18 protein-coding genes are annotated in these 20,905 nt (G+C 60.6%); 8 read left to right on the top strand and 10 right to left on the bottom strand.

The annotated features are described in order from the left end of the window. Nucleotides 1-43 precede the first annotated feature (43 nt). The 3 genes from rpiA to ACIROY_RS10220 form a co-directional block, all read right to left on the bottom strand. Nucleotides 44-715 (bottom strand): ribose-5-phosphate isomerase RpiA, encoded by a 672-nt coding sequence (gene rpiA / locus ACIROY_RS10230; protein ID WP_402273600.1) that lies wholly within the window; start codon nucleotides 713-715, stop codon nucleotides 44-46. 28 nt (nucleotides 716-743) lie between these two features. Next, the gene (locus ACIROY_RS10225) at nucleotides 744-2,507 is read right to left on the bottom strand and encodes a cation:proton antiporter (protein ID WP_402341453.1); all 1,764 of its coding nucleotides are present in this window, start codon (nucleotides 2,505-2,507) and stop codon (nucleotides 744-746) included. A 496-nt stretch (nucleotides 2,508-3,003) separates the two neighbouring features. Beyond that, nucleotides 3,004-3,513, bottom strand: a complete 510-nt coding sequence (locus ACIROY_RS10220) for an Lrp/AsnC family transcriptional regulator (protein ID WP_016833047.1) — start codon at nucleotides 3,511-3,513, stop codon at nucleotides 3,004-3,006. A gap of 271 nt (nucleotides 3,514-3,784) precedes the next feature. Here ACIROY_RS10220 and ACIROY_RS10215 point away from each other — a divergent pair, with 271 nt between their 5' ends. After that, nucleotides 3,785-4,927 (top strand): branched-chain amino acid ABC transporter substrate-binding protein, encoded by a 1,143-nt coding sequence (locus tag ACIROY_RS10215; RefSeq protein ID WP_402273606.1) that lies wholly within the window; start codon nucleotides 3,785-3,787, stop codon nucleotides 4,925-4,927. A gap of 146 nt (nucleotides 4,928-5,073) precedes the next feature. On the opposite strand, the gene ACIROY_RS10210 is transcribed toward ACIROY_RS10215, so the two are convergent. Together ACIROY_RS10210 and ilvD are read right to left on the bottom strand one after the other, a co-directional pair. Next, nucleotides 5,074-5,385: a c-type cytochrome gene (locus ACIROY_RS10210; protein WP_116433745.1), complete on the bottom strand. Its 312-nt coding sequence runs from the start codon at nucleotides 5,383-5,385 to the stop codon at nucleotides 5,074-5,076. Between the two features lie 199 nt (nucleotides 5,386-5,584). Then, nucleotides 5,585-7,255: a dihydroxy-acid dehydratase gene (gene ilvD / locus ACIROY_RS10205; RefSeq protein WP_402341451.1), complete on the bottom strand. Its 1,671-nt coding sequence runs from the start codon at nucleotides 7,253-7,255 to the stop codon at nucleotides 5,585-5,587. A gap of 205 nt (nucleotides 7,256-7,460) precedes the next feature. On the opposite strand from ilvD, the gene ACIROY_RS10200 reads away from it, so the two are divergent. Then, on the top strand, nucleotides 7,461-8,366 hold the full coding sequence (locus tag ACIROY_RS10200) for a LysR substrate-binding domain-containing protein (RefSeq protein WP_402273611.1): 906 nt from the start codon (nucleotides 7,461-7,463) through the stop codon (nucleotides 8,364-8,366). A 48-nt stretch (nucleotides 8,367-8,414) separates the two neighbouring features. Further along, on the top strand, nucleotides 8,415-9,227 hold the full coding sequence (gene lgt / locus ACIROY_RS10195; protein ID WP_402273614.1) for a prolipoprotein diacylglyceryl transferase: 813 nt from the start codon (nucleotides 8,415-8,417) through the stop codon (nucleotides 9,225-9,227). 113 nt (nucleotides 9,228-9,340) lie between these two features. On the opposite strand, the gene ACIROY_RS10190 is transcribed toward lgt, so the two are convergent. Together ACIROY_RS10190 and edd are read right to left on the bottom strand one after the other, a co-directional pair. Next, on the bottom strand, nucleotides 9,341-9,964 hold the full coding sequence (locus ACIROY_RS10190) for a bifunctional 4-hydroxy-2-oxoglutarate aldolase/2-dehydro-3-deoxy-phosphogluconate aldolase (RefSeq protein ID WP_402273616.1): 624 nt from the start codon (nucleotides 9,962-9,964) through the stop codon (nucleotides 9,341-9,343). Then, nucleotides 9,961-11,814 (bottom strand): phosphogluconate dehydratase, encoded by a 1,854-nt coding sequence (edd, locus tag ACIROY_RS10185; RefSeq protein ID WP_402273618.1) that lies wholly within the window; start codon nucleotides 11,812-11,814, stop codon nucleotides 9,961-9,963. The genes ACIROY_RS10190 and edd overlap by 4 nt, the downstream gene beginning before the upstream one ends. A 260-nt stretch (nucleotides 11,815-12,074) precedes the next feature. Here edd and pgi point away from each other — a divergent pair, with 260 nt between their 5' ends. The 5 genes from pgi to tal all read left to right on the top strand — a co-directional run bounded on the left by pgi (nucleotide 12,075) and on the right by tal (nucleotide 18,441). Continuing rightward, nucleotides 12,075-13,733 carry a glucose-6-phosphate isomerase gene (gene pgi / locus ACIROY_RS10180; RefSeq protein ID WP_402273620.1) on the top strand — a complete coding sequence of 553 codons (1,659 nt, stop codon included), beginning with the start codon at nucleotides 12,075-12,077 and terminating at the stop codon, nucleotides 13,731-13,733. Between the two features lie 48 nt (nucleotides 13,734-13,781). After that, nucleotides 13,782-15,251 carry a glucose-6-phosphate dehydrogenase gene (zwf, locus tag ACIROY_RS10175; RefSeq protein WP_402273623.1) on the top strand — a complete coding sequence of 490 codons (1,470 nt, stop codon included), beginning with the start codon at nucleotides 13,782-13,784 and terminating at the stop codon, nucleotides 15,249-15,251. A gap of 68 nt (nucleotides 15,252-15,319) precedes the next feature. Further along, nucleotides 15,320-16,174: an SIS domain-containing protein gene (locus ACIROY_RS10170; RefSeq protein WP_116433752.1), complete on the top strand. Its 855-nt coding sequence runs from the start codon at nucleotides 15,320-15,322 to the stop codon at nucleotides 16,172-16,174. A 46-nt stretch (nucleotides 16,175-16,220) separates the two neighbouring features. Further along, nucleotides 16,221-17,450 carry an AGE family epimerase/isomerase gene (locus tag ACIROY_RS10165; protein WP_402341449.1) on the top strand — a complete coding sequence of 410 codons (1,230 nt, stop codon included), beginning with the start codon at nucleotides 16,221-16,223 and terminating at the stop codon, nucleotides 17,448-17,450. Nucleotides 17,451-17,505: 55 nt separating this feature from the next. Next, nucleotides 17,506-18,441: a transaldolase gene (tal, locus tag ACIROY_RS10160; RefSeq protein ID WP_402273628.1), complete on the top strand. Its 936-nt coding sequence runs from the start codon at nucleotides 17,506-17,508 to the stop codon at nucleotides 18,439-18,441. 88 nt (nucleotides 18,442-18,529) lie between these two features. Here the strand turns inward: tal and ACIROY_RS10155 are convergent, their stop codons facing one another. From ACIROY_RS10155 to ACIROY_RS10145, 3 genes are all read right to left on the bottom strand, one after another. Continuing rightward, the gene (locus ACIROY_RS10155; RefSeq protein ID WP_402273630.1) at nucleotides 18,530-18,904 is read right to left on the bottom strand and encodes a DUF3597 domain-containing protein; all 375 of its coding nucleotides are present in this window, start codon (nucleotides 18,902-18,904) and stop codon (nucleotides 18,530-18,532) included. 240 nt (nucleotides 18,905-19,144) lie between these two features. After that, nucleotides 19,145-19,996 (bottom strand): ABC transporter permease, encoded by an 852-nt coding sequence (locus ACIROY_RS10150; RefSeq protein ID WP_116433756.1) that lies wholly within the window; start codon nucleotides 19,994-19,996, stop codon nucleotides 19,145-19,147. Nucleotides 19,997-20,047: 51 nt separating this feature from the next. After that, complete coding sequence (locus ACIROY_RS10145) at nucleotides 20,048-20,857, bottom strand: ABC transporter ATP-binding protein (protein WP_016833060.1); 810 nt, start codon at nucleotides 20,855-20,857, stop codon at nucleotides 20,048-20,050. Nucleotides 20,858-20,905: the final 48 nt, after the last annotated feature.

The following is a 20,905-nucleotide window of genomic DNA, read 5'->3' as shown; positions in this document are numbered from 1 at the left end:
GATGAGGGCGGCTTTTTCTTTGGGCGTTCCAATCAAAGGCTGATCAGAACTCCAGTTTCTTCACCCCATCCGGCGTACCCAGCAGGCAAACATCGGCGCCTTGACGCGCGAACAAGCCCACCGTCACGACGCCGACAATGTTGTTGATCGCGGCTTCAATCTCAGCCGGCTCGGTGATGCTCAGTCCCACCGCGTCGAGGATGTAGCAGCCGTTGTCGGTCACCAGCGGCTTGCCGTCCTTCAGGCGCAGCTTCGCCTCGCAACCGAGCGCGGACAATTTGCGCGCGGCCACGCTGCTCGCCATCGGGATCACTTCCACCGGCAGCGGGAACTTGCCCAGCACGTCGACCAGCTTGGAGCCGTCGGCGATGCAGACGAACTTCTGCGCAACGGAGGCTACGATCTTCTCGCGCGTCAATGCCGCACCGCCGCCCTTGATCATCGCGCCCTTGGCATCGATCTCGTCGGCGCCATCGATGTAGACCGGCATGGTTTCGACGTCGTTGAGGTCGAATACCTTGATGCCGTGGCCGCGCAGGCGCTCGGCGGTAGCTTCCGAGGACGCCACGGCGCCCTTGATGCGGTCCTTGATCCTGGCCAGCTCATCGATGAAGAAGTTGGCGGTCGAGCCGGTGCCGACGCCGATGATTTCGCCGTCGACCACGTAGTCGATGGCGGCGCGGGCTACCGCTTGTTTGAGTTCGTCTTGAGTCATGACAATGGGCAATGAATGGTTAAAACAATTAGTGGGAATCTTCAGGCTTCTCGTCCAGCGTTTCGAACAGCGCGATCTGCAGGCGCGAATGCAGCTTGACCAGCTTGCTCCACAACAACCACAGCAGCCCGGCCACGCCCAACAGCACGAAGGCCAGCAGGTTGAGCGGCGGCAAGATGCTGGCGCTCAGGACAAAGATCAGCAACATGATACCGAGAATCGACATCACCGGTATCACTTCGGAAATCACGCGGCGCACACCGGTTGTGTAGGCTCCGGCAAATTCCGGCTTGACCCCGACCTCGGCCAGCAGCATGGCCAACGCCTGCAGCTTGCGATAAGTCGCAATCAGGAACGGCAGCGATAATACCAGAGCGCCGCCCCAGATCACGGCCTTGCGTACTTGTTCATCGCCGATCCAGGTCGACAGCCAGCCGCCGATGCCGTCCACGAAGAAGGCGCCGCACAGGAAGATCGCCACCACCAGCGCGATGTTGACCAGCACCTGCACAAGGATGCGCCGGATGATCTTGCTGATCTCGGCCTTCTCGCCTTGCGGCTGCAGGCTTTCCAGCCAGCTGGCGTACATGCCGAAGATGCCGGAAATCTTTTTCGGCACCAGCTCCACCGCCTTGGCCGACAGCGGATCGGCGGCCTTGATCAGGTAAGGCGTGAGCAGCGCGGTCACGGCCGACACCGCCACCACGATCGGGTACAGGAAATCGCTGGTGACCTTGAGGCTGACGCCGAGCGCGGCGATGATGAAGGAGAACTCGCCGATCTGCGCCAGGCCCATGCCCACGCGCATCGGCGTGCGGCCGCCATGGCCGGCCAGGAACGTGCCGATGCCGCAGCTGAACAGTTTGCCGAACACCACCGCGAAGGTGATGACCGTGATCGGCAGCCAGTATTTGGCCAGTACGTTGGGATCGAACAGCAGACCAATGGCGACGAAGAAGATGGCGCTGAACATGTCGCGGATCGATTCGATGATGCGTTCGATGCGATGGATCTGGCGCGATTCGGCCATTACCGCGCCGACCAGGAAGGCGCCGAGCGCGACGCTGTATTCCAGCTTCATGACCAGCAGGCAGAAGCCGAACAGGATGCCCAGCACCGTCACCAGCAGCATCTCGTTGCTCTTGAAGCGGGCGACGTAGTTGAGCAGGCGCGGCACGATCAGGATGCCGACCACCAGCGACACCACCATGAACAGCAGCAGCTTGCCCACCGTGTTGACGACTTCGCCGGAATCGACCGAGCCGCTGGTGGCGATGCCCGACAGCAACGCGATCATGCCGATGGCGAGGATGTCTTCGACGATCAGGATGCCGAAGATGATCTGGGCGAACTTCTCATTCTTCATGCCCAGCTCATTGAGCGCCTTGACGATGATGGTGGTTGACGACACCGCCAGCATGGCGCCGAGGAAGACGGCGTCCATGGTCTTCCAGCCGAAATAGATGCCGATCTCGTAGCCGATCCAGATCATCAGCATGATCTCGGCGACGGCGGCCACGACCGCAGTGGCGCCGACCTTGGCCAGCTTCTTGAGGCTGAATTCCAGGCCCAGCGAAAACAACAGGAAGATCACGCCGAGCTCGGACAGGATGTGGACGGTCTTGTCGTCCTGGATCAGGTTGAACGGCGGCGTGTGGGGGCCGATGATGACGCCGGCCACGATATAGCCCAGCACCACCGGCTGCTTGAAACGGTTGAACACGACGGTGACGACGCCGGCGATCAGCATGATCACAGCAAGGTCCTGGATAAACAGTTCAACAGCATGCATGCGTACGATTCCCCTTCAGGTCTGCCGCCAGGCGGCATGGTGGATGATGTGCGGCTGGCTTTTAGCAGATGCCTGGCCAGTTTTCGGATTGGACGCACCCTGCTTGCCGTCTGTGCGGCAATGCGTCGAAGCGTCGATGACTCAATTGGATTTGCGCCTTGACCGGGCCAGCGCAAGGCTGAATCCCGACCGGGTTCGCGGATATGGTTCGCCGGTGACAACGGAGCTGCAGTTTGTTTCGGCTTGTTCGACTTAGTCAGACTAGCTGCAGTCGATAGTGAATGCGACGATTGGATTTGGTGCACCGAACAAAGTTGCTGCACCGTATCGTCGCTGGCAGGCGCAAAGTTAGCACAGACGAGGAGCGCTCTGCAAATTTTATCGAGATGCGGGCAGTCAATATCGGCGCGGGTCGGCGCATTTCCTGCCGAGGGAGCGCCGCATAAAAACGGCGCAGGCACAGAAAGTGCTAAGAAGTTGGCTTTGCTGCTGCGCCCTACTCCGGCACACGCACCTGAATTTCGGCAGCTTTTTCGTCAAACGCGATCCGTGTGGCGAACTTGGCTCGCTTCATCGGGAAACGCGACTGGAAGTGGCGTACATTTCCGGAACCGGAAATGACGCGGCGCACGAACTGATAGTACGCGTCCATATCGATCACATGCACCGCCAGAAAATAGTCATATTCGCCCGACACGAAGTAGCACTGCATCACTTCGGCCTCCTTGGCCATGCGCTGCTCGAACTCCTGCATATGCTCGTCGGACTGGTTATTGAGCGAAATCTCAAGGAAAGCCAGCATGCCGTAGCCCAGCGCAAACGGATCCACCATCGCCACTTCGGCGTTGATGATGCCGGCTTCGCGCAGCTCGCGGATGCGCCGCAGGCAGGTCGGTTGCGATATATGCAATTTCTCCGCCAAGATACGAGTCGGAATCTGATTGTCCTTTTGCAGCAGGTTCAGGAGCTTGCGATCAACCTTGTCAAGCGTATGGTATTTAGGCATAAAAACGAAAGTTCAATTTTTTTCAATTCGGCACTCAAAAAACCTTTGCAAGCCGTTTCTTATGTTGTACCGTCTGCATTATTCGGAAACCGACGTTGAATAGTACAGGGTGTTTTGTATCTGCGAAACGTCTCTGAATAAGCAAAAAAGAGGCTGTTGCAAAATCAGGAACATCGGCCGCTTCGGAGGAAGACATCGAAGGATGCGAGCCGGAAGAGATTTTCAGCAGTCCTGAGCAAGCGTAGTTTATTTCAATCTACAGAGGGAATTTATGAAACTCAAGAGCACAATTATTCCATTGACCGGCGCCATTGCACTCGCTTTTGCCGGCGCAGCTTATTCACAGGAAGTCATCAAGATCGCTCACGTCGGTCCACTCTCCGGCCCGAACGCCCACATGGGCAAGGACAATGAAAACGGCGCCCGCATGGCGATTGACGAACTGAACGCCAAGGGTTTCACCATCGGCGGCAAGAAAGTCAAATTCGAACTGGTCGGTGAAGACGACGCATCGGATCCGAAGCAAGCGACTGCCGTCGCTACCAAGCTGGTCGACCAGAAGGTCGCCGCAGTTATCGGTCACTTGAATTCCGGCACCACCATCCCGGCTTCGAAGATCTACAACGACGCAGGCATCCCGCAAGTGTCGCCATCGGCTACCAATCCCAAGTACACGCAACAAGGCTTCAAGACCGCCTTCCGCGTAGTCGCCAACGATGCGCAACTGGGCGCCGTGCTGGGTAAATACGCCGTCACCGCACTGAAGACCAAGAACGTCGCGGTCATCGATGACCGTACTGCGTACGGTCAAGGCGTTGCTGAAGAATTCGCCAAGGGTGCACAAGGCGCGGGCGCAACTATCGTCGGCAAGCAATTCACCAACGACAAGGCGACCGACTTCAATGCGATCCTGACTTCGATCAAGGCCAAGAAGCCTGAAGTCGTGTTCTTCGGCGGCATGGACGCTGTCGGCGGCCCGATGCTGCGTCAGATGAAGCAACTGGGCATCACTGCCAAGTTCATGGGTGGTGACGGTATCTGTACCGGTTCCCTGCCAGGTCTGGCCGGCGATGGCCTGATCGACGACCAGGTCGTCTGCGCTGAAGCAGGCGGTGTGGATGAGTCCGGCAAGAAGGGCATGGACGACTTCCGCGCAGCTTACAAGAAGAAGTTCGGCATCGACGTGGTCTACAACGCTGCCTACGCTTACGATGCAACCCTGACTGTCGCCGATGCGATGAAGAAGGCAAACTCGGCCGATCCGGCCAAGTACCTGCCTGAACTGGCAAAGATCAGCCACAAGGGCGTGACAGGCACTATCGCCTTCGACGCCAAGGGCGACATCAAGAACGGCTCGCTGACGCTGTACACATACAAGAAGGGTGAACGCACCCTGCTGGCTGTGGTCAAGTAAGCTTCCGCTTCTGTAGCTTTTGCATGAAGAACGCGCCTGATGAAAGTCAGGCGCGTTTTTTTGTTGCCTGAACGATTTGCCGTCAATGGCAGCGGGCAATAAAAAAGCGCCCTTGCGGACGCTTTCGATACGGCTTGCTTCAGTGTTTACTTCAGGCTCAGCACCCATTTCACCAGCGTGCGCGCTTCAGCTTCCGACACTTGCGCGTTGGCCGGCATCGGGATTGCACCCCACACGCCGGAACCGCCCTTGAGCACTTTTTGCGTCAGCTTGTCTTCGGCATCCTTCTGACCGGCGTACTTCTTCGCCACGTCCTTGAAGGCCGGACCGACGATCTTGGTCTGGATCGAATGACAGGCCATGCAGTTCTTTGCCTTGGCCAGGTCGGCATTGGCGGAAGCCTGGGCGGAGACACCAAATGCCAGCACAGCTGATGCGATGAATAGAAGCTTTTTCATTATTACCCTCCAAGAAGTTCTGCGTATTCTACAACCGATTGGAATGGCAACTGTATGCGCGAGCGCATATAAACATCATGTTTTTTGATGCGCATCAAACAGATAAAAACGAGATGCATTTACCTATGAAGGACGCGTTAAAAAAGCCGGATCGTTCCGGCTTTTTTAATTGCTTGCGGTCTACGTCAGAAGAACGCCATCACCCCGTGACGGCGCCCTTGCTGGCAGTCGACGCCAAGGTCGCATATTTGGCCAGTACGCCGCGCGTATAACGCGGCGCCGGCTGCTTCCAGTGGCTGCGGCGGCGTTCGATTTCGGCGTCGTCGACGTTGAGCTGGATCAGCAGCTGGCGCGCATCGATAGTGACCGAGTCGCCCTCTTCCACCAGGCCGATGACGCCGCCGACAAATGCTTCCGGCGCGACGTGACCGACCACCATGCCCCAGGTGCCGCCGGAGAAACGGCCGTCGGTGATCAGGCCGACCGATTCGCCCAGACCCTTGCCGATCAGCGCGGAAGTCGGTGCCAGCATTTCCGGCATGCCGGGGCCGCCCTTCGGTCCGAGGTAGCGCATCACGAGCACGTCGCCGGGCTTGATCTTGTCGGCCAGGATGGCGTCCATGGCGCTGTATTCATCATCGAACACGCGCGCGGGGCCGGTGATGACCGGGTTCTTGAGGCCGGTGATCTTGGCCACGCAGCCTTCCGGCGCCAGGTTGCCCTTGAGGATGGCCAGGTGGCCTTGCTTGTACAGCGCTTTGTCGATCGGACGGATGACGTCCTGGTCGGCGCGCAGCGCAGGGATGCTTTCCAGTTCTTCGGCCAGGGTCTTGCCGGTGATGGTCAGGCAGTCGCCGTGCAGCATGCCGGCTTCGTGCAGCACCTTCAGCACGGCCGGGATGCCGCCGGCCTTGTGCAGGTCGGTGGCGACGTATTTGCCGGACGGCTTGAGGTCGCAGATGACCGGGACTTTCTGGCGCACGCGCTCGAAGTCGTCGATGGTCCATTCGACTTCCGCTGCGTGGGCGATGGCCAGGAAATGCAGCACCGCGTTGGTCGAGCCGCCGGTGGCCATGATCAGGCTGACGGCGTTCTCGATCGACTTGCGCGTGATGATGTCGCGCGGCTTGATGTCCTTCTTGACGGCTTCGACCAGCACGCGCGCCGACTCGGCGGCGGAGCCGGTCTTTTCGTCGTCGGGGTTGGCCATGGTCGAGGAATAGAACAGGCCCATGCCCAGCGCTTCGAACGCCGACGACATGGTATTGGCGGTGTACATGCCGCCGCAGGAGCCGGACGACGGACAGGCGTTGCGCTCGATGCCGTCGAAGTCTTCCTGCGACATGCGGCCGGCGGAGAACTCGCCGACGGCTTCGAAAGCCGAGACGATGGTCAGGTCCTTGCCCTTCCAGTTGCCCGGCTTGATGGTGCCGCCGTAGACATAGATGCCCGGCACGTTGGTGCGCGCCAGCGCGATCATGCCGCCCGGCATGTTCTTGTCGCAGCCGCCGATGACGACGACGCCGTCCATCCACTGGCCGTTGACGGCGGTCTCGATGCAGTCGGCGATGACTTCGCGCGAAATCAGCGAATACTTCATGCCTTCCGTGCCCATCGACATGCCGTCGGAAATGGTCGGCGTGCCGAACACCTGCGGATTGGCGCCGGCCTGCTTGATGGCGGAAATCGCAACGTCCGCCAGCTTTTGCAGGCCCGAATTGCACGGCGTGATGGTGGAATGGCCGTTGGCGATGCCGATCATCGGCTTGTCGAAGTCTTCCTTTTCGTAGCCGAGGGCGTAATACATCGAGCGATTGGGGCTACGCGAAACGCCTTGCGTAATGTTCTTTGAGCGGCGGTTGAATGACATGCTGGTCTCCTGGTTGATACGAATTGCCGACGGAACCCTTGCGGTCCACACCAGAAGCCAAACTGGCGCGAACCTGTCCGATTGTTCGATTGTTCGATGATGGCGCGGACGCGGTTCTGGCTGCCGCTTAGATTGCCTTGCGCAATGCCCGCTGTCAAATATATGATTCATTGCCGATAAATATGAATTAGATATTACCAACCGCATGAACACCGAATCCCGCCTGGAGCTGCGCCAACTGCGCTATTTCGTCGCCGTTGCCGAGGAAAAACACTTCGGCCGCGCCGCCGTGCGATTGCACATGACCCAGCCGCCGCTGTCCCAGACCATACAGGCGCTGGAGGAAATGCTGGGTACGCCTCTGTTCGCGCGCACCAAGCGCAGCGTCGCGTTGACGCCTGCGGGACTGGCGCTGTTGCCCGAAGCGCAGCGCATCCTGCAACAGGCGAACGCCCTGCCCGACCTGGCGCGGCGCGCAGCCAGCGGCGCTTCCGGACTGCTGTCGCTGTCATTCATTTCGACCGCCGACTACAGCATCCTGCCGCCGCTGCTGCAACGCTTCCGCGCGCGCTATCCGCAGGTGCAGATCGACCTGCGCGAAGCCACCACCGACATCCAGCTGGAAGACCTGATGCAGGGCAAGATCGACGCCGGCCTGCTGTTACCGCCGCTGCCGGAAAAATCCCAAGCCGCGCTCGATTACCTGCCGCTGCTGTCGGAACCGCTGGTGGCGGCCGTGCCAAGCGGCGTGGTGCGCAGCAAGAACGCCGTGACGCTCAAAAGCCTGCGCGAGCTGCCGCTGATCATTTTCCCGCGCCGTATTTCGCCGGCCTTCCACGACACCATCCTGAGCTGCTTCCGCGACGCCGGCGTGACGCCGCATATCGGCCAGGAAGCCATCCAGATGCAGACCATCGTCGGCTTGGTGTCGGCTGGCATGGGCATGGCACTTGTGCCACAATCCGTGTCTAACCTGCAGCGTCCCGGCGTGGATTACCGCCCGCTCAGCGGCAAGACGCCGCTGATCGAAACCGGACTGGCCTGGCGGCGCGACAGTGCGTCGCCGGTGCTGCGCGCGTTTCTTGACATGGTGGCGACACCGCCGGCATAGACCGGTCTGTCCCGACATCATCACCCCAATTGTTCTGAAAGAGTTTCCATGCTGATCCACCCGATGCCCGACCCCATCGCCTTTTCCATCGGCCCGCTGCAGGTGCACTGGTACGGCCTGATGTACCTGCTGGCGTTCGCCCAGTTCATCGCGCTCGGCCGCCTGCGCATCAAGCAACCGCACATCGCCGCAGTCGGCTGGAAGAAGGAAGACCTCGACGACATGCTGTTCTACGGCGTGCTGGGCGTGGTCATCGGCGGGCGTCTCGGCGAAGTCCTGTTCTACAACCCCAGCTACTACTTCGCCAATCCGGCCGACATCATCGCGGTATGGAAAGGCGGCATGTCCTTCCACGGCGGCTTCCTCGGCGTGCTGATCGCGATGTACATCTGGGGTCGCAAGCGCGGACGCCATCTGATGGACATCATGGACTTCATCGCGCCGATGGTGCCGCTCGGATATGCGGCCGGCCGCCTGGGCAACTTCATCAACGCCGAACTGCCGGGTCGCGTCGCCGATGCGTCCTTGCCGTGGGCCATGATCTGGCCCAACGTCGACAACCTGCCGCGCCATCCTTCGCCGATTTACCAGATGCTGGTCGACGGCATTCTGCTGTTCATCATCCTGTGGTTGTTCGCGCGCAAACCGCGTCCGCGCATGGCGGTGGCCGGGATGTTCTCGCTGCTGTACGGCTGCGCGCGCTTCTTCACCGAATACTTCCGCACGCCGGACTACAACGTCAGCTTCGGCGGCATCACGATCTCGGCAGGACAGATGCTGTCGGTGCCAATGATTATTCTTGGCATCGTCCTGCTGGTGGTCGCATACCGAAAGAAGAGCGCGGCGGTGTCACCGGCCTGACGTCTGCTGAACATCCGCTGCCGCAAACGACAACGCCCTTGCTGGAATCAGCAAGGGCGTTGTGCATTGTGGCGCCGTGTTATCACAACGGCGCCACCGGGATTACATCAGGATTACGGACGCAATGCGCTGGCCGCCTTGGCCAGTGCAGTGATCTTGTGCCAGTCGCCGATTTCGATGGCGTTCTTCGGCGTCAGCCAGGAACCGCCGACACAGGCCACGTTCTTCAGGGCCAGGAATTGCGACGCGGTCTCTTGCGAGATCCCGCCGGTCGGGCAGAACGTGATGTCGCCCAGCGGACCGGCAATCGCGTTGAGCATGCCGATGCCGCCCGCCTGCATCGCCGGGAACAGCTTCAGCTGGCGGAAACCGGCTTCGCGCGCGGCCATCACTTCCGACGGCGTCATCACGCCCGGCAGCAAAGGCAGGCCGCTGGACTTGGCGGCGGCGATCAGCGCTGCCGTCAGGCCGGGGGAGACGCCGAACACGGCGCCGGCATCACGCGAGGCGGCGAATTCTTCCGGGCTGGTCAGGGTGCCGACGCCGACGATGGCCTCCGGCACTTGTTCCGCGATGGCGCGGATCGCCGGCAGGCCGTGTTCGGTGCGCAGGGTCACTTCCAGCACGCGGATGCCGCCTGCCACCAGCGCCTTGGCCAGCGGCACGGCGTGTTCCAGTTTGTCGATGGCGATCACCGGGATGACCGCCGAAGTACGCATGATTTCCAGGATATTCATACTGTCACTTTCTCATTTTCGAGGATTGGGGGCAGACCAAAGCTGGTACCGCCCTCTTCTGCCGCGCTCACGTTGGCGCGGAAGACACTGAACAATTCACGGCCCATGCCGGTCTGGTTGCCTGCCAGGTTGGCGGTATCCGAGGTGCGTGCAGCCCATTCGGTTTCCGACACCAGCGCTTCCAGGATGCCGGCTTCGGCGTCCAGACGAATCATATCGCCAGTCCGCACAAAACCCAACGGTCCGCCGGCCAATACTTCCGGCGTCACGTGGATCGCCGCCGGCACTTTGCCCGACGCGCCCGACATGCGGCCGTCGGTGACCAGCGCCACGTGGCGCCCCTTGTCCTGCAGGATGCCCAGCGCCGGCGTCAGCGCATGCAGCTCCGGCATGCCGTTAGCGCGCGGGCCTTGAAACGTCAGGACGGCGACGAAATCCTTGTCGAGTTCACCGGCCTTGAAGGCCTTCATGAAGGCTTCCTGCGAATGGAACACGATGGCCGGCGCCTGCACGGCGCGGTGTTCGTGCTTGACCGCCGAGACCTTGATGACCGAACGGCCGAGATTGCCTTGCAACAGCTTGAGGCCGCCGTCTGCGGAAAACGGGTTGGTCGCGGGACGCAATACGGTGTCGTCGCCGCTGTCTTTCGGCGTCGCCTTCCAGGTGACCTTGCCGGCGTCGTCGAACAAGGGCTCGGTGGCGTGGGCGCGCAGACCCTGGCCGAGGATGGTCATGACGTCATCATGCATCAGACCGGCGTCGATCAGCTCGCGCAACACGAAACCGGTGCCGCCGGCCGCGTGGAAATGATTGACGTCGGCAGTGCCGTTCGGGTAGATGCGCGTAACCAGCGGCACGACCGAGGACAGCTTCGAGAAATCGTCCCAGTCGATCACCAGGCCGGCCGCCTTGGCGATGGCGACCAGATGCAGCGTATGGTTGGTGGAGCCGCCCGTCGCCAGCAGCGCGACGATGGCGTTGACGATGGACTTCTCGTCGACCAGGCGGCCGACCGGCGTGTATTGCTGGCCCTGCGCGGTGATCTTCAGCGCCTGTTTGGCGGCGGCGGCAGTCAGCGCGTCGCGCATCGGCGTATTCGGCGTGATGAAGGCGGCGCCCGGCAGATGCAGGCCCATCGCTTCCATCAGCATCTGGTTGCTGTTGGCGGTGCCGTAGAAAGTGCAGGTGCCGGCATCGTGGTACGACTTCGATTCGGCCTCGAGCAATTCGGCTCGACCGATCTTGCCTTCGGTGTACAGCTGGCGGATCTTGACCTTTTCGCTGTTGGTCATGCCGCTGGTCATCGGACCGGCGGGAACAAATACCGCCGGGATGTGGCCGAAGTGCAGTGCGCCAATCAGCAGGCCCGGCACGATCTTGTCGCAGACGCCCAGATACAACGCCGCGTCGAACATGTTGTGCGACAGCGCGACCGCGGTGCCCATGGCGATGGCGTCGCGCGAGAACAGCGACAGCTCCATGCCGGTCTGGCCTTGCGTGATGCCGTCGCACATGGCCGGCACGCCGCCGGCGAACTGCGCCACGCCGCCGTCTTCACGGACCGCGTCGCGGATGATTTGCGGATAACGTTCAAAAGGTTGATGCGCCGACAACATGTCGTTGTACGACGAAACGATGGCCACGGAAGGCGCCCGATCCTGCTTCAGCTTGAGCTTGTCGTTGGCGGGGAAAGCAGCAAAGCCGTGCGCCAGGTTGGTACATGACAGCGCCCCGCGCTGCACGCCCTCATGACGCGCAGCGTCAAGGCGGGCGAGATAGGCGGTGCGATAAGGCCGACTACGTTCGGCGATGCGTCGCGTGACGCTGGCTAAGGTAGCGTTAAGAGACATGTTGGGTTCCTGATAGCGTTAACAAATGTAATTTTACTACAAAATTTTAAATAAAACTTCTTCTTTCGCTTGTTTTACCTGACTACATTTAATTGAAACCATTTTGCATTTCCAACCACTAACGACTGTAAACAGGCGCTGTACGAGATACTGCCGGCATTGCACAACAATCAATATTGTAGTGAAATTACCATAAAAGTAGTAAATCCTGTATAGTAAAGATTCTTCCCGACCCCTCACTTCAGCCAAGATTGCAGAACATGCCGCATACAGCACTTACCGCGACCGCAGCCTTCCAAGCACTTTTGTCTCACCATGCCGAGGTCCGCGACCGGCACATGCGCGACCTCTTCGCCGCCGACGCCAAACGCTTCGACCACATGACCGTCAAGGCCGCCGGCATTTTGTTCGATTACTCCAAAAACCGTGTCGACCATACTACGCTCAAGTTGCTGTTCGAGCTGGCGCGCGAACGCGGCGTGGAGCGGCAGCGCGCCGCCATGTTCAGCGGCGAGAAGATCAATTTCACCGAACACCGCGCGGTTCTGCACACGGCCCTGCGCGCACCGCGCGGCCAGGCGCTGCAAGTTGATGGACAGCACATCGGCGAGGACGTTCATGCCGTATTGGATCGCATCCACGGCTTTACCGAGCGCGTGCGCGAAGGCCAGTGGCTGGGCCTGAGCGGCAAGCCGATCACCGACATCGTCAACATCGGCATCGGCGGCTCGCATCTGGGCCCGCAAATGGCCTGCACGGCGCTGCGCACTTTCGCCCATCCGCGTCTGACGATGCACTTCGTCTCCAACGTCGACGGCCATGATCTGCACGACGTTCTGCAGCGTGTTGATGTTGAGACAACCCTGTTCATCGTCGCCTCCAAGACCTTCACCACGCAGGAAACCATGATGAACGCCGGTTCGGCGCGTGACTGGTTCCTGCAGCGCGCCGATCAGGCCGAGTTGGCGAAACATTTCGTCGCGGTGTCGACCAATACCGAAGCCGTACGTGCTTTCGGCATCGACACCGACAACATGTTCCCATTCTGGGACTGGGTCGGCGGACGCTATTCGATGTGGTCGTCGATCGGACTGTCGATCGCGCTGGCGATCGGATTCAAGAATTTCAGTGAACTGCTGGCCGGCGCCCATGCGATGGACAAGCATTTCTGCGAAGCGCCGCTGGAACAGAACATGCCGATCATCCAGGCGCTGATCGGCATCTGGAACCGCAACTGCTTCAACAGCGAATCGCTGTCGATCGCGCCTTACCATCACGACCTGCGCCACTTCCCCGCTTACCTGCAACAGCTGGAAATGGAAAGCAACGGCAAGCGCATCACGCGCGACGGCAGCGCCGTCGGTGTGGCGACCTGTCCATTCATCTGGGGCGATGTCGGCACCAACGGCCAGCACGCGTTCTTCCAGCTGCTGCACCAGGGCACCGACATCACGCCGATCGACTTCATCGCCGTATTGCACGCGACGCACGACTTGCCCGGCCATCATGCGGTGCTGCTGGCCAACTGTTTTGCGCAGTCGGAAGCCTTCATGCGCGGCAAGCAAGCCGAGGAAGTGCGCGACGACCTGAAGAAGCTGGGCGTCGACGACGACGAAGTCAATTTCCTGCTGCCGCACAAGACCTTCAACGGCAATCGTCCGAGCAACACGCTGCTGCTCGATGCGTTGACGCCGGCCACGCTGGGCGCCCTGATCGCGCTGTACGAACACAAGACCTTCGTGCAAGGTACGATCTGGGGCATCAACAGCTTCGACCAATGGGGCGTGGAACTGGGCAAGGTGTTGGCCAAGACCATCCAGTCCGAACTGTCCGGTGAAGCGGTGCCGGCGCGCCATGACTGCTCGACCAACGCGCTGATAGCACTGGCGAAGAAGGCCTTGTCCGATACCCAGGATTGATGCGCGAACTGACGTTTACCCGAACAACAAACCAACAAGAAGACTGCTATGGCTATTTCCGATTTTGACCTGGTTCTATTCGGCGGCACCGGCGACCTGGCGATGCGCAAGCTGTTGCCGGCGCTGTACGCCCGCGACCGCGCCCGCGACCTGGTGCCGAGCGCGCGCATCATCTGTATCGGCCGCGACAACAAGAGCAATGAAGACTTCCTGCAGATCGTCGAGAAGAATTCCAAACCGCACGTCAGCAGCGCCACCATGGATGCCGAGGTCTGGCAGCGCTTCTGCGGTCGCATACAGTACGTCTCGCTGAACGCCAAGGAACCGGCGACCTACCAGAACCTGGTGGCCGCCATGCGCGACGCCCCGGAGATTTCGCGCGTGTTTTACCTGGCCACCCCACCGACGCTGTTCTCGATGATCTGCGACAACCTGTCGCAAGCCGGCCTGGCCACGCCGAACGCCCGCGTGGTGCTGGAAAAGCCGCTCGGCCACGATCTCGAAAGCGCCAAGGACATCAACAAGCAGGTCGGCCGCTATTTCAACGAATCGCAGATCTTCCGTATCGACCACTACCTCGGCAAGGAGGCGGTGCAGAACCTGCTGGCGCTGCGCTTCGGCAACGTGCTGTTCGAGCCGCTGTGGCGCCGCGAATGGATTTCCGACGTGCAGATCACCATCGCCGAAGAACTCGGCGTGGGCGGTCGCTTCGATTATTACGACACCTCGGGCGCGCTGCGCGACATGCTGCAGAACCATCTGTTGCAGCTGCTCTGTATCGTCGCCATGGAGCCGCCGGTATCGAATTCGGCCGACTCCGTGCGCGATGAAAAACTCAAGGTGCTGCGTTCGCTCAAACGTTTCACGCCAAGCACGCTGGCCATGAACGTGGTGCGCGGCCAGTATCGCGCCGGCCACGTCAACGGCGTCGCGGTGCCGGGCTATCGCAAGGAAGAAGACGCCAATCCCGATTCGCGCACCGAGACCTTCGTCGCGGTCAAGGCCGAGATCGACACCTGGCGCTGGGCCGGCGTACCGTTCTACCTGCGCACCGGCAAGCGCATGGCCGACAGCCTGGCCGAAATCGTGGTGCGCTTCAAAAGCGTGCCGCATTCGATCTTCGCGCAAAACAGCCGCAGCACGCCGAACTGCCTGGTGATCCGCCTGCAGCCGGATGAAGGCCTGCACATGAACCTCATGGCCAAGACGCCGGGCGACGGCATGCGCCTGAAGCCGGTGGAACTGGAACTGGATTTCCGCGAAAAATTCAAGACGCCTCGCATGGAAGCCTACGAGCGCCTGCTGCTCGACGTGCTGCGCGGCCAGCTCACGCTGTTCATGCGCAGCGACGAACTGGAAGCGGCGTGGGAATGGGTCGAGCCGATCCTGGAACACTGGGACCAGGAAGAAAGCGACCCGATCCCCTACAGCGCCGGCACCTGGGGTCCGGCCGCAGCCAGCGCGCTGATCGGTCGCGACGGCCTGCAGTGGCGTGAAGAAGCGCTGCCGGAAGTTTAAGTTTCAATCAAGCTGCGGGACAACGACATTGTCCCGCAGCGTTCCACATCAGAGGCCCGACCACGTCCATGCTACTCGACTCCATCCGCACGCACATCAACTCGCTCTCCAAGTCGGAGAAGAAGGTAGCGGCTGCGATCCTCGCCAATCCGCAACTGGCGCTGCAGGAAAACCTGACCGCGCTGGCCAAGAACGCCGAGGTGTCGGAGCCGACCGTGATCCGCTTCTGCCGTGCCATCGGTTATGAAGGCTGGCACGACTTCAAACTGAAGCTGGCGCAAAGCCTGGCGCTGGCCCTGCCCGGCGCGGACGAGTCGCTGGCCCAGGACGACCTCGCGGTGGACCTGGTCAACAAGATCTGCAGCCGCTCGATCAACACGCTGCTGGACCTGCGCAATCATCTCAATCCGGACGCCATCCAGCTGGCGCTGGACGTGCTGGCGCGCGCCAGCAAGATCGAGTTCTACGGCCAGGGCACCTCGGGCATCGTGGCCAACGACGCGCAACACAAGTTCTTCCGTTCGGGCGTGCCGACCGTGGCCTACTCCGATCCGCACATCCACAGCATTGCAGCCTCGCTGCTCAAACCCGGCGACGCGGTGGTGGCGATCTCGCAGCGCGGCGGCAACGCAGCGCTGCTGCGCAGCGTGCAACTGGCGCGCAAGGGCGGCGCCGACATCATCGTACTGGGACCGAGCGGCACGCCGCTGGCCGAATTGGCGACCGTGCTGGTGCCGATCGACCTCAGTTTCAACATCGACCCGTATACGCCGATTTCGGCGCGCCTGGCGCATCTGGTGGTGATCGACATCCTCGCGGTAGGACTGGCGCTGCGGCGCGGTCCAGAATTCCGCAAGAAGATGCAGAACGCCCAGAAGTCGCTGCAAAAATTCGACATGCAATTCGATTCGTTCTTCCGCTGATTTTTTGACCTGATCCTCAAGCTGACTTTTACGCCGAGCTTTTTTCATGAATTCGACTACGACGCCAACTACTCCTTTCCGCACCCCCGCCTTCCTGCACGAGCGCCTGCAACGCGACATCGGCTTCTTCACGCAACATGCGTTCGACCCGGCCGGCGGTTTCTTCCATTACCTCAACGACGACGGCAGCGTCTACGACAACAGCCGCCACCTCGTCAACAGCACGCGCATGGTGTTCTGCCACGCGCTGGCCTACCGTTTCAACGGCAAGGAAGAACACCGCGACGCCGTGCGCCACGGCCTCGAATTCCTGCAAGAGCAGCACTGGCAGCCGAGCTACGGCGGCTACGCCTGGGTGCTCAAGGACGGCGCACCGGTCGACCGCACCCAGCATTGCTATGGCCTGGCCTTCGTGCTGCTGGCGTATGCCCATGCGCTGGAGATCGGCATAGAAGAAGCGCGTACACACATCGACGCCACCTTCAACCATATGGAAAAGCTGTTCTGGTCCGAACAGCATGGCCTCTACGCCGATGAAGCGACACCCGAAGGCGTAGTGTCCGACTACCGCGGCCAGAACGCCAACATGCATAGCTGCGAAGCCTTGCTGGCCGTCTTCGAGGCGACCGGCGAACCGCGCTTCCTGCATCGCGCCGAACGCATCGCACGCAACATCACGGTCCGTCAGGCGGCGCTGGCCAACGGCTGGATCTGGGAACACTACAGCGCCGACTGGAAGATCGACTGGGAATACAACCGCCACGACAACACCAACATGTTCCGCCCCTGGGGCTATCAACCGGGCCACATGACCGAATGGTCCAAGCTGCTGCTGATCCTCGAGCGCCACGCCGAGCACTTGCAAGACGACGCAAGCTGGCTGGCGCCGCGCGCGCGCGCGCTGTTCGACGCCACCATTCCGGTGGCCTGGGACGAAGAACACGGCGGCCTGTTCTACGGCATCGCGCCCGACAACAGCGTCTGCGACGGCGACAAGTATTTCTGGGTGCAGGCCGAGTCGCTGGCCACCGCCGCCTTGCTGGCGCAGCGCACCGGTGAAGGTATTTATTGGGAAGTCTATGACCAACTCTGGCAGTACAGCATGCAGCACCTGATCGATCAGGAACGCGGCGGCTGGTATCGCATCCTGCAGCGCGACAACACACGCTACGGCCCCGAGAAGCCGCCGCACGGCAAGACCGACTTCTACCATCCGCTGGGTGCGTATCTGGAGTCGCTCAATGCTATTGGTGCGCCGCTGCCGAAAAAACGGTGAGACCAACGTCCCACGTTAGAATGTCATTTAATTCATCACATCGAGATTGATTGCCATGACTCAGCTAGACCAACTCAAGCAATACACCACCATCGTGGCCGACACCGGCGACTTCCAGGCGATGAAGGCATTCGCGCCGCAAGATGCGACGACAAATCCCTCGCTGATCCTCAAGGCTGTGCAAAAGGACGAGTACAAGCCGCTGCTGGAAAAGATCGTGCGCGAGCATGGCAAGCTGAGCACCGACGGCATCATCGATCAGTTGCTGGTGGCCTTCGGCCTGGAGATTCTGAAATTGATCCCCGGCCGCGTCTCCACCGAAACCGATGCGCGCCTGTCATTCGACACTGAAGGCACTATCGCCAAGGGCCGTGCGCTGATCAAGCTGTACGAAGCAGCCGGCATCAAGCGCGAGCGCATCCTGATCAAGATTGCCTCGACCTGGGAAGGCATCCGTGCGGCGGAAGTATTGGAAAAGGAAGGCATCCGCTGCAACCTGACGCTGCTGTTCTCGCTGCCGCAAGCAATCGCCTGCGCCGAAGCCAAGGTCCAGCTGATATCGCCGTTCGTCGGCCGCATCTATGACTGGTTCAAGAAATCGTCCGGCCAGGAATATACCGGTGCCGACGATCCGGGCGTGCAATCGGTGCGCAGCATCTACACCTACTACCGCAAGTTCGGCTACACCACCGAAGTCATGGGTGCGAGCTTCCGCAATACCTCGCAGATCGTCGAGCTGGCCGGTTGCGACCTGCTGACCATCAGCCCGGACCTGCTGCAAAAGCTGGCGGAAAGCGATGCGCCGGTGGAGCGCAAGCTGAGCAAGGAAGCCGCACAATCGGCCGACCTCAAGAAAATCTCGCTGGACGAGAAGAGCTTCCGCCTGGCGCTCAACGACGACGCCATGGCCTCCGAAAAGCTGTCCGAGGGCATCCGCCAGTTCTGCGCCGATGCGGTCAAGCTGGACAAGATCGTGGATGGTTTGCGCTGATCTTGCTATTGCAGACAAAAAAAGGGACGCATTTGCGTCCCTTTTTTATTGGCTACGGTCGATTGCAGTCTCCCTCCCGGCTTCCATTTCAGCCCTGCAGTTCGGCCGGCACCTTGCCGCCGTTCTCGGCGAACCTGGTCATGACCTGTTTGTGCAACCAGATGTTCATCGCGGCCGAATCGCCAACATCACCTTGATAGGCAAGTTCGGTAGCCAGTTCCTTGCGTGCGGCCAGGCTGCTGTCGAGATCGAGCAATTTCATCAGGTCGACGATCGAGCTGCTCCAATCGAGCTTTTGCGGGTTCTTTGCAGCCATCCCGTCGAGGATCGCGGCGACATCCACCAACGGCATCGTCTGGCCAGGGAGCGCTCCGGAATTGGGTGCGGTGGTGTTGGGAGCATCGTTTTGCGCGGGATGGGAAGAAGGAAAAATCTTGCTGAAAATAGTGCTCAGAATACCCATGCTGTTCTCCTGAATTGGTTGAAAGAACGTTGCTTTTAAGACGAGGTAATGCAAGCAACGGCCAGTTCTGAGAACCCTCGCCGGGCGAAGTTCCTGAGCCTTTTGCGAGACGCCGACAAGTGTCCGGCTTTCAAAAGATATTCGAGAAGTACAACGATTTTTCTGCTGCTAAAAATAAAAAGAGGCGGAATCTCCGCCTCTTTTTTTCCATGTCGGCCAGCGCCGACCATGCTGCGCCGATTACATTTTCTCGGTCTCACCTGATTTCGGCTGCCACTTCATCAGGCGCTTCTCAATCACGCCCACGGCCACATCGAGCACCAGCGCAAACGCCGTCAGCACGACGATGCCGGCGAACACGGTATTGATGTCGAAGCTGCCCTCGGCCTGCAGGATCAGATAGCCGACGCCGCGCGCCGAGCCCAGGTATTCACCCACCACGGCGCCGACGAAGGCCAGGCCGATAGATGTGTGCAGACTCGAAAACACCCACGAGGTCGCCGACGGCAGGTACACCGTCCGCAGCAATTGCCGTGCGTTGGCGCCGAGCATTCGGGCGTTGGCCAGCACCACAGGGCTGACTTCCTTGACCCCCTGGTAGACGTTGAAGAACACGATGAAGAACACCAGCGTCACCGCCAGCGCCACCTTGGACCAGATGCCGAGGCCGAACCACATCGCGAAGATCGGCGCGAGAATCACGCGCGGCATCGAGTTGGCGGCCTTGACATAAGGATCCAGGATCGCCGAGGCCAGCGGCGACAGCGCCAGCCACAGACCGATGCCCAGGCCCAGCACGGTGCCGATGCCGAAGGCCAGAACGGTTTCTGTCAGCGTGACCAGCAGGTGCGAATAGATTTCCGCCGGGAAGTTCAGCGTGAAAAAAGTAGTGTCGCCGAAACCGACTTCCAGCGAGCCGCTGCCGACGGTGAACCACTGCCAGATGCGCACGGCGACCTTGAGCGGCTCGCCGAAGAAGAACGCGGTCTGTTCGTTGCGCGTGGCGATGTGCCATACCGCAAGGACCACGACCAGCACCAGCAATTGCCAGAAGCGCAGGTTTTTATGACTAGGTTTGAGGAGTTTCCACATGATGTTTCTTTGCCCGAATTTTTATAGGTGCCGGCCGCCGTTGGCTTAAATCTAAGCCGCGGTCTTCTGTTGTTGATATCCCTTGAGCACTTCATCGCGCAGGACCGACCAGATCTGCTGGTGCAGTTCGACGAAGCGCGGATGCGTGCGGATCTCGGCGACGTCACGCGGACGCGGCAGGTCGATCGTGAATTCGCCGATGGGATGCGTCGCAGGACCGGCCGACAGCACCACCACGCGGTCCGACATGGCGATCGCTTCGTCAAGGTCATGGGTGATGAAGAGCACGGCCTTTTTCTTGGCGTTCCACAGGTCGAGCACTTCGTTTTCCATCAGCTGGCGAGTCTGGATGTCGAGCGCCGAGAACGGTTCATCCATCAGGATGATGTCCGGATCCATGATCAGCGTCTGCGCCAGCGCCACGCGCTTGCGCATGCCGCCGGACAGCTGATGCGGATAACGGTCGCCGAAGCCCTTGAGACCGACGCGCGCCAGCCATTGTTCGCCGAGCGCCTTGGCTTCACCGTCTTCCAGGCCGCGGTATTGCAGGCCGGCGATGACGTTTTGCAGCGCGCTGCGCCACGGCATCAGCGCTTCGGCCTGGAACATGTAGCCGGCACGCTGGTTGATGCCGACCAGTTCTTCGCCGAACACCTTGATGCTGCCCGAGGATGGTTGCAGCAGGCCGGCGCCGACGTTGAGCAGAGTTGACTTGCCGCAGCCGGTAGGACCGACCACCGAGACAAACTCGCCCGGCGCGATCGCCAGCGTGGTGTTGGCGACGGCGGTATAGCGCTGGTTGCGATCGTCCTTGGAAACGAAGGTGCAGGTAATGTCGTCGAGGAAAAGTGCTGGCGTCATAGCGAGGAGTCTCCGGCCAGGCCGAATTCTTGTATGTTGAAAAAAGAT

It is taken from the genome of Herbaspirillum sp. NPDC101396 (assembly GCF_044767365.1).
In the GTDB taxonomy this organism is placed as follows: Bacteria; Pseudomonadota; Gammaproteobacteria; order Burkholderiales; family Burkholderiaceae_D; genus Herbaspirillum.
The sequence above is the reverse complement of the archived record's forward strand: the minus strand, read 5'-3'. Positions and strand labels throughout refer to the sequence as shown.

Bases quoted from the DNA above. Each gene is read 5' to 3' on its own strand.
- ACIROY_RS10215 (WP_402273606.1), top strand. From the start codon at position 3,785: ATGAAACTCAAGAGCACAATTATTCCATTGACCGGCGCCATTGCACTC.
- ilvD (WP_402341451.1), bottom strand. From the start codon at position 7,255: ATGTCATTCAACCGCCGCTCAAAGAACATTACGCAAGGCGTTTCGCGT.
- ACIROY_RS10200 (WP_402273611.1), top strand. From the start codon at position 7,461: ATGAACACCGAATCCCGCCTGGAGCTGCGCCAACTGCGCTATTTCGTC.
- ACIROY_RS10165 (WP_402341449.1), top strand. From the start codon at position 16,221: ATGAATTCGACTACGACGCCAACTACTCCTTTCCGCACCCCCGCCTTC.
- rpiA (WP_402273600.1), bottom strand. From the start codon at position 715: ATGACTCAAGACGAACTCAAACAAGCGGTAGCCCGCGCCGCCATCGAC.
- edd (WP_402273618.1), bottom strand. From the start codon at position 11,814: ATGTCTCTTAACGCTACCTTAGCCAGCGTCACGCGACGCATCGCCGAA.
- ACIROY_RS10210 (WP_116433745.1), bottom strand. From the start codon at position 5,385: ATGAAAAAGCTTCTATTCATCGCATCAGCTGTGCTGGCATTTGGTGTC.
- tal (WP_402273628.1), top strand. From the start codon at position 17,506: ATGACTCAGCTAGACCAACTCAAGCAATACACCACCATCGTGGCCGAC.
- ACIROY_RS10170 (WP_116433752.1), top strand. From the start codon at position 15,320: ATGCTACTCGACTCCATCCGCACGCACATCAACTCGCTCTCCAAGTCG.
- ACIROY_RS10225 (WP_402341453.1), bottom strand. From the start codon at position 2,507: ATGCATGCTGTTGAACTGTTTATCCAGGACCTTGCTGTGATCATGCTG.
- lgt (WP_402273614.1), top strand. From the start codon at position 8,415: ATGCTGATCCACCCGATGCCCGACCCCATCGCCTTTTCCATCGGCCCG.
- ACIROY_RS10145 (WP_016833060.1), bottom strand. From the start codon at position 20,857: ATGACGCCAGCACTTTTCCTCGACGACATTACCTGCACCTTCGTTTCC.
- pgi (WP_402273620.1), top strand. From the start codon at position 12,075: ATGCCGCATACAGCACTTACCGCGACCGCAGCCTTCCAAGCACTTTTG.
- zwf (WP_402273623.1), top strand. From the start codon at position 13,782: ATGGCTATTTCCGATTTTGACCTGGTTCTATTCGGCGGCACCGGCGAC.
- ACIROY_RS10150 (WP_116433756.1), bottom strand. From the start codon at position 19,996: ATGTGGAAACTCCTCAAACCTAGTCATAAAAACCTGCGCTTCTGGCAA.
- ACIROY_RS10155 (WP_402273630.1), bottom strand. From the start codon at position 18,904: ATGGGTATTCTGAGCACTATTTTCAGCAAGATTTTTCCTTCTTCCCAT.
- ACIROY_RS10190 (WP_402273616.1), bottom strand. From the start codon at position 9,964: ATGAATATCCTGGAAATCATGCGTACTTCGGCGGTCATCCCGGTGATC.
- ACIROY_RS10220 (WP_016833047.1), bottom strand. From the start codon at position 3,513: ATGCCTAAATACCATACGCTTGACAAGGTTGATCGCAAGCTCCTGAAC.